13 protein-coding genes and 3 tRNA genes are annotated in these 12,038 nt (G+C 55.8%); 7 read left to right on the top strand and 9 right to left on the bottom strand.

Annotation, left to right across the window (positions count from 1 at the left end):
* The first annotated feature begins 250 nt into the window (after positions 1–250).
* Entirely contained in the window at positions 251–1,798 is a 1,548-nt protein-coding gene (locus M8013_RS04480) for a YjjI family glycine radical enzyme (protein ID WP_271266610.1), read from the top strand.
* Positions 1,773–2,633 (top strand): YjjW family glycine radical enzyme activase, encoded by an 861-nt coding sequence (locus M8013_RS04475; protein WP_271266609.1) that lies wholly within the window; start codon positions 1,773–1,775, stop codon positions 2,631–2,633. Before M8013_RS04480 ends, M8013_RS04475 begins: the two co-directional genes overlap by 26 nt.
* Here M8013_RS04475 and M8013_RS04470 read toward each other — a convergent pair.
* From M8013_RS04470 to M8013_RS04435, 8 genes are all read right to left on the bottom strand, one after another.
* Complete coding sequence (locus M8013_RS04470; RefSeq protein WP_271266608.1) at positions 2,628–3,410, bottom strand: metal-dependent hydrolase; 783 nt, start codon at positions 3,408–3,410, stop codon at positions 2,628–2,630. The two genes, M8013_RS04475 and M8013_RS04470, sit on opposite strands and share 6 nt — an antisense overlap.
* Entirely contained in the window at positions 3,407–4,477 is a 1,071-nt protein-coding gene (locus tag M8013_RS04465) for a patatin-like phospholipase family protein (protein WP_271266607.1), read from the bottom strand. Before M8013_RS04465 ends, M8013_RS04470 begins: the two co-directional genes overlap by 4 nt.
* A 138-nt stretch (positions 4,478–4,615) precedes the next feature.
* Positions 4,616–4,777, bottom strand: coding sequence for a DUF1328 domain-containing protein (locus M8013_RS04460; RefSeq protein WP_002887716.1), 162 nt, complete (start codon positions 4,775–4,777; stop codon positions 4,616–4,618).
* A 131-nt stretch (positions 4,778–4,908) separates the two neighbouring features.
* Positions 4,909–5,502 carry a molecular chaperone OsmY gene (osmY, locus tag M8013_RS04455; RefSeq protein WP_271266606.1) on the bottom strand — a complete coding sequence of 198 codons (594 nt, stop codon included), beginning with the start codon at positions 5,500–5,502 and terminating at the stop codon, positions 4,909–4,911.
* A 304-nt stretch (positions 5,503–5,806) separates the two neighbouring features.
* Entirely contained in the window at positions 5,807–7,396 is a 1,590-nt protein-coding gene (gene prfC, locus M8013_RS04450) for a peptide chain release factor 3 (RefSeq protein WP_271266605.1), read from the bottom strand.
* Between the two features lie 90 nt (positions 7,397–7,486).
* The gene (yjjG, locus tag M8013_RS04445) at positions 7,487–8,164 is read right to left on the bottom strand and encodes a pyrimidine 5'-nucleotidase (RefSeq protein ID WP_271266604.1); all 678 of its coding nucleotides are present in this window, start codon (positions 8,162–8,164) and stop codon (positions 7,487–7,489) included.
* Between the two features lie 17 nt (positions 8,165–8,181).
* A complete protein-coding gene (gene rimI, locus M8013_RS04440) occupies positions 8,182–8,625 on the bottom strand; it encodes a ribosomal protein S18-alanine N-acetyltransferase (RefSeq protein WP_271266603.1) in 444 nt (147 codons plus the stop codon).
* A complete protein-coding gene (locus M8013_RS04435; RefSeq protein WP_271266602.1) occupies positions 8,594–9,007 on the bottom strand; it encodes a DNA polymerase III subunit psi in 414 nt (137 codons plus the stop codon). The genes rimI and M8013_RS04435 overlap by 32 nt, the downstream gene beginning before the upstream one ends.
* Positions 9,008–9,109: 102 nt before the next feature.
* Between M8013_RS04435 and rsmC the strand changes: the two genes are divergently transcribed.
* The 4 genes from rsmC to M8013_RS04415 all read left to right on the top strand — a co-directional run bounded on the left by rsmC (position 9,110) and on the right by M8013_RS04415 (position 10,610).
* Positions 9,110–10,138, top strand: a complete 1,029-nt coding sequence (gene rsmC / locus M8013_RS04430) for a 16S rRNA (guanine(1207)-N(2))-methyltransferase RsmC (protein ID WP_271266601.1) — start codon at positions 9,110–9,112, stop codon at positions 10,136–10,138.
* Positions 10,139–10,287: 149 nt separating this feature from the next.
* Positions 10,288–10,373 (top strand) — tRNA-Leu (locus M8013_RS04425).
* A 34-nt stretch (positions 10,374–10,407) separates the two neighbouring features.
* Positions 10,408–10,493, top strand: a tRNA-Leu gene (locus tag M8013_RS04420).
* 31 nt (positions 10,494–10,524) lie between these two features.
* A tRNA-Leu gene (locus M8013_RS04415) sits at positions 10,525–10,610 on the top strand.
* Between the two features lie 40 nt (positions 10,611–10,650).
* Here the strand turns inward: M8013_RS04415 and M8013_RS04410 are convergent.
* Positions 10,651–10,881: a DUF1435 domain-containing protein gene (locus M8013_RS04410; protein ID WP_271266600.1), complete on the bottom strand. Its 231-nt coding sequence runs from the start codon at positions 10,879–10,881 to the stop codon at positions 10,651–10,653.
* A gap of 158 nt (positions 10,882–11,039) precedes the next feature.
* Here M8013_RS04410 and fhuF point away from each other — a divergent pair, with 158 nt between their 5' ends.
* Entirely contained in the window at positions 11,040–11,828 is a 789-nt protein-coding gene (gene fhuF / locus M8013_RS04405; RefSeq protein ID WP_271266599.1) for a siderophore-iron reductase FhuF, read from the top strand.
* The last annotated feature ends 210 nt before the right edge of the window (positions 11,829–12,038 follow it).

Here is a 12,038-nt window from a genome sequence, read left to right as displayed (position 1 = left end):
AGGCATATAGCCGTAAAATTGTACCTTGCGGGTCTGTGAGTATTCTAACATTCACCCGCATTCTCACTTCGACATTCATCACAGTTAATGAAATACGCTTACAAATTTGCATAACTGTAATGCGATCAACTTCAAATATTTTTGCTGTAACTGTCGGTTAACGCACCAGGCACCCGCGCAGGATCAAAGGCAAACGGCGGGACTCTTCTTACACTCTCTTCCACTTTTGCAGCAGAATAAGGAAGCGACAATGTCCACAGCCAGCCCCGATACCCTGCAACAACGTTGCCAGAAAATTGTGACAAGCCCGGTGTTAAGTCCCGAACAAAAACGCCATTTCCTGGCGCTGGAGGCCGAAAACAATCTGCCCTATCCTGCCTTAACGTCTGAAGCGCGTCTCGCCCTGGAAGCCGGTTTTATCTGCGATATGTTTGAGGGCCACGCGCCCTACAAACCACGCTATGTCCTGCCCGACTACGCGGTATTCCTGGCAAAAGGCTCACAATGGCTGGAGCTGGAAGGGGCACAGGATCTGGATGATGCCCTGTCGCTGCTCACTATCCTTTACCACCACGTCCCGTCCGTGACGTCGATGCCGGTGTTCCTCGGGCATCTTGATGCGCTGTTGCAACCGTATGTTAGAATTCTAACACAAGACGAAATAGATATTCGAATAAAACGTTTCTGGCGCTATCTCGATCGCACCCTGCCAGATGCCTTTGTCCATGCCAACATTGGCCCGGCGGATGGCCCCATCACCCGGGCGATTTTACGCGCTGATGCAGAGTTGAAGCAGGTTTCACCGAATCTGACCTTTATCTACGATCCGACGATCACCCCGGACGATCTGCTGCTGGAGGTGGCCAAAAACATCTGCGAATGCAGTAAACCTCACATCGCCAACGGCCCGGAAAATGATAAAATTTTCACAAAAAACCGCTTTGGGGTAGTCAGTTGTTACAACTCGCTGCCGCTGGCAGGCGGCGGAAGCACCCTGGTGCGCCTTAATCTGAAAGCGATTGCCCAACAGAGTGACTCCGTTGAAGAGTTCTTTACCCGCAGCCTGCCGCACTACTGCCAGCAGCAGATCGCCATCATCGATGCGCGGTGTGATTTCCTCTATCAGCAATCCGGCTTCTTTGAGAATAGCTTCCTGGTCAAGGAAGGGCTGATCGACGCCGACCGTTTTGTGCCGATGTTTGGCATGTATGGCCTGGCAGAAGCGGTGAACGTGCTGTGCGAGAAAGCCGGGCTTAACGGGCGATACGGTAAAGACGCGCAGGCCAACGCGCTGGGGTATCGGATTAGCGAACAGTTAGCGGCGTTTGTGGAAAATACCCCGGTGAAACATGGCTGGCAGCAGCGGGCGATGCTACATGCGCAGTCGGGGATCAGCTCGGATATTGGCACCACCCCGGGAGCGCGCCTGCCGTACGGTGATGAGCCGGATCCTATCAGTCACCTGCTGGCCGTGGCGCCGCATCACCGTCACTATCACGCCGGGATCAGCGACATTCTGACCCTGGACGAGACCGTTAAACGCAACCCGCAAGCGGTAGTGCAGCTGTGCCTGGGCGCCTTCCGCGCCGGGATGCGCGAGTTCAGCGCCAACGTCGCAGGCAACGATCTGGTGCGCGTTACCGGCTATATGGTGCGGCTGTCCGAGCTGGAAAAATACCGTGCAGAGGGATCGCGCACCAACACCACCTGGCTGGGCGATGAGGCCGCCCGCAATACCCGAATCCTGGAGCGCCAGCCGCGCGTGATAAGCCATGAACAGCAGATGCGCTTTAGTTAGTCAGGTTATTCCCTTCTCCTGCGTCGACGGGCCGGGCAGTCGGCTGGCCCTGTTTCTGCAGGGCTGTAACCTGCGCTGCAAAACCTGCCACAATCCGTGGACGATAGGCCGTTGCAACGACTGCGGGGAGTGCGTGCCGCACTGTCCGCATGACGCGCTGCACATTCAGGCCGGACGGGTGTGGTGGGAAGAGTCGCTATGCCAGCAGTGCGACACCTGCCTGCGGCTTTGCCCGCAGCAGGCCACGCCGATGGCGCAACGCATGAGCGTAGAAGAGGTGTTGGCCCAGGTTCGCAAGGTGGCGCCCTTTATCACCGGCATGACCGTCAGCGGCGGTGAGGCCACCACTCAGCTACCGTTTGTGGTGGCGTTGTTCACGGCGCTGAAAGCCGACCCTCAGCTTCAGCATCTGACCTGCCTGGTGGACAGCAACGGTCTGCTCGGTGAAACCGGCTGGCAAAAACTGCTCCCGGTATTTGACGGCGCCATGCTGGATCTGAAGGCCTGGGGCAGCGCGCAGCACCAGTTTTTGACCGGGCGGGATAACGCAACCATCAAGCACAGTATTCGCTGGCTGGCGGCGCATAACCGACTGAGCGAGCTGCGCCTGCTGGTGATCCCGGATCATTGTGATTACCTCACCCATCGGCGGGAACTGGTGAGTTTTATCCGCCGTTTGGGCGACGTTCCCGTCAGAATCAACGCTTTTCATTCGCATGGGGTCTATGGCGAAGCCCGCCAATGGCGCAGCGCAACGCCTAAGGATGTCGAGCCGCTGGCGCAGATGCTCGAGAGCCAGCGGATCCGGGTGATCCGCCCGGCGCTGTATCTATAGCGGAAGATCGAACAGGGTGCGGGTGTTGTACAGCAGCGCGTCGGCTATTTCATCTGCAGGCTCATTGCGCAGTTCACACAACGTGGCGAAGACCCGCGCCGCCTGCTCCGGGCGATTAGGCTGGCCCTGAAAATCCTTCAGCGGCATATCCGGCGCATCCGTTTCCAGTAACAAGGCAGAAAGCGGTAATTGCGACATCACATCGCGGGTTTTACTGGCCCGTGGATAGGTGATGGTGCCGCCGACGCCAATCTTATAACCCATCTCCACAAAACGCTGGGCCTGCTGCAGGCTACCCGCAAACCCATGCACCACCCCGGTACGCGACAGATCGTGACGCTTAAGGTGCATCGCCAGCTTGTCATGCGTCCGTCGCGAATGGAGGATCACCGGCAGATCGTAGCGCTTTGCCAGCTTTAGCTGGGCGTCGAGGATCGTTTCCTGGCGCTCGAACTGCGGATCCTGACGATAGAGATCGAGACCGATCTCGCCAATCGCCACCAGCCTTGTCGGACGCGCGGCAATCGCCGCATCGAGCTGCTCCAGGTGCGCATCGCGATGGGATTCAATCACGATGGGATGCAGGCCGAGCGCAATATACAGCGCCGGATAGCGCTCGCCCAATCGCTGTACGCGCGTGATGCTGGCCACATCAATAGCCGGAACAATAATTGCTTCGACCCCGGCTTCGGCGGCACGCTGAAGGCTGGCGGGTTCATCGTCGGTAAAAGGGGGAAAATCAAAGTGGCAATGGGTATCAACAAAGCGGTAAGTCACGCCAGATCCTCGTTATCAAACAGGGTGTCATTTGCCTGGTGTGCAATCACCCGCGGCGTGACGGCGATGTCGTTGGCCACGATCGCCGGGGGCACAACCAGCGCGGTCGGGACAACGATCCGCGCATGCCGTCGCAGCGGCGGTTGATCGGCCAGTAATTTGCCCACCGTAGCGAGGAAATAACGCCCGCACAGGCGACCGGTTTTGTAATCCTCGCGCAGGGCGGGCACCCGACTGCCCAGCGCCTGACTTTTGAGCGGCCTCGGCGGGTAGATTTCGATAATCCGCAGTTTGCCCGGCGGCTTATCGATAAAACGCTGAATAGTGTGGTAGCTGGCCTCGTGGTGCGACACCAGATTAAGCATCGGCTGCAGGCTACTGTCACCCAGCCAACGCTCCATTCGCCTCAGCCACTGTGGGGTATAGTACATCTGCGACGGTACGGTGCGGATCACCACAATCGTTTTCGCACCGCGCCGGGCCGCCTCCTGCACCGGGATCGCATCGCTGACGCCGCCGTCCAGATACGCGATCCCATCCAGCAGCGCACCGGTGCGGTAGAAACCCGGTATTGCGCTGGAGGCGCGGAGAATATCCAGCCAGTTCTCCTTCAGCGGCGAAAAGTAGCCCGGGGTGTAATCATCCCCGCGACAGGCGCACATCCAGAAGGATTTACCGGTATCAAACAGGCGCGAGGCGGTGTCCATCGACAGCGGCATCTGGCTGGCGGTGGCATCCAGCAGCCAGTCGAGATCGATAAGATTGCCGCCGCGCACAAAGCGCAGCGGGTCGAAGAACTCGCGGGAAGTGGTGTAACGCATGATCACTTTACGGGCGTAGCCCGGCTGATTGCAGACGTAAGCCGAGAGATTTTGCGCGCCGGCTGAAGTACCAAAAAAGAGATCAAAGGGATTAAACTGCGCGCGCATAAATTCATCCAGCACGCCAGCCGTGAAGATCCCCCGCTGACCGCCGCCTTCGCACACCAGTGCGACCTGCCCCGGGCGAAAAGGCTTGAGCGCCAGCGGCGCAATATTGCCGAGCGTAACCGGAATTCGCTGCCCCACTTTGGTATCCCTTTTTTTATTGTTCTGTTACTACACAGTAGCGTACTCCCGCTGCATTTCTCAAATTGAGAGGGGCAATAACAGAAAAAGGCCCCTGTAAAAACAGGGGCCTTTTTGTAAGCGTACCGATAAGCGACGCTATGGACGGCGTCGACCGGTGAACAGGCTGACCAGGAACAGGATAATACCGACCACGAAGACAATTTTCGCCGCGCCCGCTGCGGTGCCTGCCAGTCCACCAAAACCCAAAGCGGCGGCAATTAACGCGATAACCAGAAAAATGATGCCCCAACGAAACATAAGACTCTCCTTTACCATAGTTAATGTCGACCGCTGTCCGTGAGCGCTCAGGTTGCTCACTGCGATGTCCATATAATTCTTAATTTCTTATCTCGCCATCTGGCCGAAGCCAGATGGTCAAATTGTAGACTTTATTTTACTTTCAGATCGTTTTTGACACTTTTCACGCCATCAATGGCTTTAGCAATACTCTCGGCACGGTCGCTTTGCGCGCTCGAATCCACGGTACCGCTCAGCTGAACCACCCCATCGGTAGTTTCAACTTTGACTTTACGCGATGGGACGATGTCATCGGCTAACAGTTTGGCTTTCACCTCGCTGGTGGTGGCGGTGTCACCGGCATAGCCTTTGGCCGTGGTGTCTTTGCCGTCACGCACGTGCAGTTTGTCGCTAACGGAGGCTACACCCTCAACGCCTTTCGCCACGGTCACCGCCTGTTCAGCCTGCGCCTGGCTCTCAACGAAGCCGCTCAGGGTGACGACGCTCTTATCCGTTTTAACGGAGATGTCGGTACTCTTAATGTTCTCATGATCAACCAGGGCCGCTTTCACCTTCGCCGTGATCGCGCTGTCATCCATGTAGTTACCGACTTTATTCATTGAGCTATCGATTTTTTCCCCTGCGGTATTGGTGGTGGATTCTGCCATTGCAGAGCCGCAGACCAGGGCGCTACCCATCACAACCGCCAGCAGAGTTTTCGAAATGTTCAGTTTTTTAGTATTCATCGATGTATTCCTTTGGTTTGCTCCAGATTCGAGCGACACATATCTGTTTTAAGTAGCCATTCATACTTCCAATCAACACTCGGGCGAGACGACGACCTTATCAACACGCATTGAGTAGAGCTTTCATCTGCGCCCGGTGCTAAACACTGAGTTAAATATAGATCACAATCAGCAGGCTGCTTTCAGAATCGGTCAAAAAATGAGCAATCGTAAGCAAAAGGCGATGAATTAAGAAAATTCCGTAAGGGATTAATAAGGCTGGGATTTAAGAAGAGCACGGCAGCTGCCGTGCTCTGGGACGGGATTAATGCTCGCGCGTTTTGCGGAACTGCACGTCAGGGTAACGCTCATGCGCCAGGTTCAGGTTAACCATGGTTGGGGCGATATAGGTCAGGTTATCGCCGCCGTCGAGCGCCAGTTGGATCTCGTTCTTACGCTTAAATTCTTCGAATTTCTTGACGTCAGAACATTCGACCCAGCGCGCCGTCGCCACGTTGACCGATTCGTAAATCGCTTCAACGTTGTATTCGCTCTTCAGACGAGCAACCACCACGTCGAACTGCAGCACACCGACCGCACCCACGATCAGATCGTTGTTAGAGATCGGACGGAACACCTGCACCGCGCCCTCTTCCGACAGCTGGACCAGCCCTTTCAGCAGCTGTTTCTGCTTCAGTGGATCGCGCAGGCGAATACGACGGAACAGCTCCGGCGCGAAGTTCGGAATACCGGTGAACTTCATCATCTCGCCCTGGGTAAAGGTGTCGCCGATCTGAATGGTGCCGTGGTTATGCAGACCGATGATATCGCCCGGATACGCCTCTTCGACGTGTGAACGGTCACCCGCCATAAAGGTCAGCGCATCGGAGATCACCACGTCTTTGCCGGTACGGACCTGACGCAGCTTCATGCCTTTTTCATATTTACCCGACACCACGCGCATAAACGCCACGCGGTCACGGTGTTTCGGGTCCATGTTGGCCTGAATTTTAAACACGAAGCCGGTGAACTTCTCTTCGCTGGCGACCACTTCACGGGTGTCGGTTTTACGCGGCATCGGCTGTGGTGCCCACTCAATCAGGCCATCCAGCATATGGTCGACGCCAAAGTTACCCAATGCAGTACCGAAGAATACCGGCGTAATTTCACCGCTCAGGAACAGCTCTTTGTCGAACTCGTGGGATGCGCCTTTGACCAGCTCCAGCTCTTCGCGCAGCTGCTCGACCAGATCTTCGCCTACCGCAGCGTCCAGATCCGGGTTATCCAGACCTTTCACGATCCGCACTTCCTGGATGGTGTGACCTTTACCGGTCTGATACAGATAAACTTCGTCTTTATAGAGGTGATATACGCCTTTAAACAGCTTGCCGCAGCCAATTGGCCAGGTGATAGGGGCGCAGGCGATCTTCAGTTCGCGCTCCACTTCGTCCATCACTTCCATCGGATCACGGATGTCACGGTCAAGTTTGTTCATAAAGGTGAGGATCGGCGTATCGCGCAGACGGGTGACTTCCATCAGCTTACGGGTACGGTCTTCTACACCTTTCGCGGCATCGATAACCATCAGGCAGCAGTCGACGGCCGTCAAGGTACGGTAAGTATCTTCGGAGAAGTCTTCGTGACCCGGGGTGTCGAGCAGGTTCACCAGGCAGTCGTGATACGGGAACTGCATCACGGAAGTGGTAATCGAGATACCACGCTGCTTTTCCATCTCCATCCAGTCGGATTTCGCATGCTGGCTGGAGCCACGGCCTTTAACCGTACCGGCGGTCTGGATCGCCTGTCCGAACAGCAGCACCTTCTCGGTGATGGTGGTTTTACCGGCATCCGGGTGAGAGATAATGGCAAAAGTACGGCGCTTCGCCACCTCTTGCAGATAAGGAGACAACGTCATAATCAAATCTTCTTTTAAAAGCGCGGCAGTGAGCCACGCATCATGAATACGAAAATGCGGCTATTTTACCCATCAATGGGGGGCAGGCAATCAATGTTTACACAGGAGTTGCTCCAGTTCGCTCAGCGAGGCCACGGTCCAGGTAGGCTGGATCCCTTCCGGCAGAGCGCGATTGTGCGCATTCAGCCAGCAAGTAGAGAGACCCGCATTGATCCCGCCGAGGATATCCGACTCCGCCGTATCACCCACCATCAGCACGTTTGCCCGATCCGGGTTGCCGGCCTGCGCCAGCGCATAGTCGAAGATTTTTGCCGCCGGTTTCGCCACGCCAACCTGCTCGGAGATCACTAACAAATCAAAATAGTCACGAAAACCGGTGCGCTCAAGGCGGATCTGCTGCAGGGCAGTAAAGCCGTTGGTGATAATACCGAGCTTCGCTTTGCCTTTCAGGGAATCCAGCAGTGACGCGGCCCCCGGCAGTGGCGCGCAGATGGCGGCCATCGCATTAAGGAACGCGTTGTTCAAATCCCCCGCCGGGACGCTGAGGCGCTCAGACCACCCCATGAAACGCTGATGCTGTAGCTGTAATGCGCTAATGGCACCGTTCTGGTAATCCACCCACAACGGTTTATTGACCGCCTGGTAATCCTGGAAATCCTCAGCGGTAAAGGTCACGCTGTAGTCGAGAAACATCCGCTGTAAGCCGCCAAAGGCATCGAAGGTAAACAGCGTTTCGTCGGCGTCAAAAAAAATCCAGTCCCAGTTCATTGTTACAACCTTATCTGTTATCCAAGCGGCAGAGCCATGATGATGGCGTCTTCACGTCCTTCTGCGGTGGGGTAATAATTGCGGCGGATCGTCGCTTCATTAAAGCCCAGGCTTTCATAGAGTTTAATGGCCGCAGTATTCGAGGCCCGCACTTCCAGCCACAGGGTGAAAACGTCCCGGGCTTCCAGCTCGCGGATTAAATGCTCCAGCAGTTCCCTGCCCAATCCACGACGCTGGAAAGCCGGATCGACGGCAATATTAAACAGCGTCGCTTCATCAAGCACCACCTGGGTGATAGCGAATGCGGCGAGATGACTGTCGACATCGAGGCGATAGTTCAGGTAACGCTCACCCTGGTTACTGGCAAAGGTTTTTTCACTCCACGGAAATGCGTGGGCGCGTTTTTCGATGTCAAAAGCCTGGGCTAAATCAGTCGTCGTGAGGGAAGAAATTGTGTTCATGTTCGCAGATTTGTTGCCACAGCGCGCGCAGTGCCGCCGGGTTTACTTTAAGTTCGTCGAGCACCGGGGTGGTTAGCTTACTGCCATCCAGCACTATCTCTTCAGCTGCGCCAAGCTGCCAGCTGTTGCAGCGGCTACCTTGCGGGAGCATCGCGACGCGGTCCGGGGTGAGCTGAAGCACCTGGTCGCTACCCACGTTCAGGGCACGGAGTACGTCAGTAATTACCGGTTCGTTCAGGGCCGGCAGGCTCTGCGCCACCATCACCAGACGAATGTGCGCGGGAAGCGAGATGGCGATCTCGCCCTGCAAGGCCGCCGGGCGACGCAACGCCCACTGGGTGATGCCCAGCTGCTGTAATTGCCTGTCTCGTCGGGATGCCATTGCCATAACTCCTGTCTGTCAGGCGCGCAAATATACCAAACTCGTCGAATCTGCGCCAACAAACAACTATAATCCGTCCCCTTAATCCTTGAGGAGTTTTTCATGTCTGCATTTACCCCGGCAAGTGAAGTCTTGCTGCGCCACAGTGATGATTTCGAACAAAGCCGTATTCTGTTTGCCGGAGATATGCAGGATGACCTGCCTGCTCGTTTCGACTGCGCCGACAGCCGCGCGCACACCCAGCAATTCCACCACTGGCAGCTGTTAAGCCGTCAGATGGAAGAACGCGTTCGCTACAGCCTGGTGGCGGAAGAGAGCGATGTGGCTGACTGCGATACGCTGATCTACTACTGGCCGAAGAACAAGCCGGAAGCCCAGTTCCAGCTGATGAACCTGCTCTCACTGCTGCCGGTAGGCTGCGATATCTTTGTGGTCGGTGAAAACCGCAGCGGCGTGCGCAGCGCCGAGCAGATGCTGGCGGAATACGCCACGCTGAACAAAATCGACAGCGCCCGTCGCTGCGGCCTGTATCACGGTCGTCTGGACAAAAAACCCGTATTCGATGCAGAAAAATACTGGGGCGAATATCAGCTTGATGGCCTGACCATTAAAACCCTGCCGGGCGTCTTCAGCCGTGACGGTCTGGATGTGGGTAGCCAGCTGCTGCTCTCCACCTTCAAGCCGCACACCAAAGGTAAAGTGCTGGACGTGGGCTGTGGCGCGGGCGTGCTCTCCGTGGCACTCGCCAGCCATTCGCCAAAAGTGCGCTTGACCCTGACTGACGTCAGCGCCCCGGCGATCGAAGCCAGCCGCGCAACGCTTGCAGCAAACGGTATCGAAGGTGAAGTCCTGGCCTCTAACGTCTTGTCTGAAGTGACCGGTCGTTTCGATATGATCATCTCCAATCCGCCGTTCCATGATGGGATGGAAACCAGCCTCGAAGCGGCTCAGACGCTGATCCGCACCTCGGTTCGTCATCTGAACAGCGGTGGCGAACTGCGCATCGTGGCCAACGCCTTCCTGCCGTATCCGAGAGTGCTGGATGAAATCTTCGGCTTCCACGAAGTGCTGGCGCAGACCGGCCGCTTTAAAATTTACCGCGCAATCATGACCCGCCAGGCGAAGAAGTAACGCCTGAAGCTTGCAAACTGGCCTGATGATCAATCAGGCCGTTTTTGCAGCAATCACAACATCCTGCTCATTTATCTGTTGACGAAAATCTGAAACGCTCTAGAATGCGCCTCCGTGGTTACGATACTTTTTTTGGGTATCGATGGTATGCGAAGGTGGCGGAATTGGTAGACGCGCTAGCTTCAGGTGTTAGTGTCCTTAGGATGTGGGGGTTCGAGTCCCCCCCCTCGCACCAATAACCATGTAGTAAAAGATATCGCTTGCACTGGGCGAAGGTGGCGGAATTGGTAGACGCGCTAGCTTCAGGTGTTAGTGTCCTTAGGATGTGGGGGTTCGAGTCCCCCCCCTCGCACCAACGAGGCGATATCGAAAAATAAGATGACTGTGCGAAGGTGGCGGAATTGGTAGACGCGCTAGCTTCAGGTGTTAGTGTCCTTAGGATGTGGGGGTTCGAGTCCCCCCCCTCGCACCAATTATCTTATCTCTCCCTGATGTTCTCTCCTGCAGTTCCCCTATTTCAAACTCATTGCAATCACCCACATGCCCGCAACAAATGCGACGCACGATGGCAGCAACACAAAATGCCGTAACTGTTTATGCCAAATCATGGCAGATGAAATCAGTAAGCCCGAGACGATAATCACTTTCCAGACCATCAGCGAAAGATCGGTATACGCCAGGCCGGCAATCATTGCGCCCGGCAGTAACACTCCCCAACCACTTCCTAACGCTCTGCTCAGCATGATCTGTCTCTCTCGGTTCGATAATGATAACCAATATCATATGACATAATTTCTCATCTGTCAGCCTGCCGGCGGATTGTGTAAAAAATCTTGCGATCGGCTTTGCCTATAGTTAGGATTGGCAATCATTATCATTTAGATTTCTATCCAGTCTGCTTATGGCCACAGGTTCAGCACGCACCGTTGACAGTCTTATCTGGCACACTCCTCTTCCGTCAGGGCCTTCTGCGCTCGCGGATTCGATGCGTGACGCCATCACCGAGACCCGTGCGCACCTGCTGGATTTCATCAAGCTGGACGAACCCCATCCCCATACGGCCCTGACGCTGACCCAATGGCGACGTCCGAGCGAACTGCAGTCACTGCTGGCCATCTACTCCGATCATATCTATCGCAACCAACCGAACCAGACGCGGGAAAACAAGCCGCTGCTGTCGCTGTGGGCGCAATGGTATATCGGGCTGCTGGTGCCGCCATTAATGCTGACGCTGCTTACGCAGGATGTGGCGCTGGATGTTTCTCCTGAACATTTCCACGTTGAGTTCCATGAAACCGGGCGCGCCGCCTGTTTCTGGATTGACGTGAATGAAGACCGCGAGACAACGGTGCTCTCAGCGCAACAGCGGATGGACGTGATGATTACCCGCGCGCTGATCCCGGTGATTGAGGCGCTGGAAGAGACGGGTGAGATTAATGGCAAACTTATCTGGAGCAATACCGGCTATTTAATTCACTGGTATCTGAATGAGATGAAAGCGCTGCTGGGTGATGAGAAAGTGGAAACACTGCGTCAGGCCTTTTTCTTTGCCCGCCAGCTGTCAGACGGCCAGGATAACCCGCTTTTCCGCACCGTGGTGCCGCGTGACGGGCTGCTGGTACGCCGCACCTGCTGCCAGCGCTATCGCCTGCCGGATGTTCAGCAGTGTGGAGACTGTACGCTTAAGTAGTTGCGTGCGGTCTGATGCCCTTTCCCGCCGGGCTGAGGGATCCTCACAAAAAATATTGGCACGGTCGGCCCCCTCTCCATTCAGGGTGTACAGACTGGGGACATAGTGAACGCTTGTTCGGGGACATGGTAGACACTTACAACTAAGGCATAAGAACCCGTATATGGAGTCGCTTATGCCGTGGGATGCGAGAGATACCATGTCATTACG

Origin of the sequence: Silvania confinis, from assembly GCF_025564085.1 — a bacterium.
Classification (GTDB): Bacteria; Pseudomonadota; Gammaproteobacteria; order Enterobacterales; family Enterobacteriaceae; genus Enterobacter; species Enterobacter confinis.
This window is presented reverse-complemented; position numbering and strand designations above follow the sequence as displayed.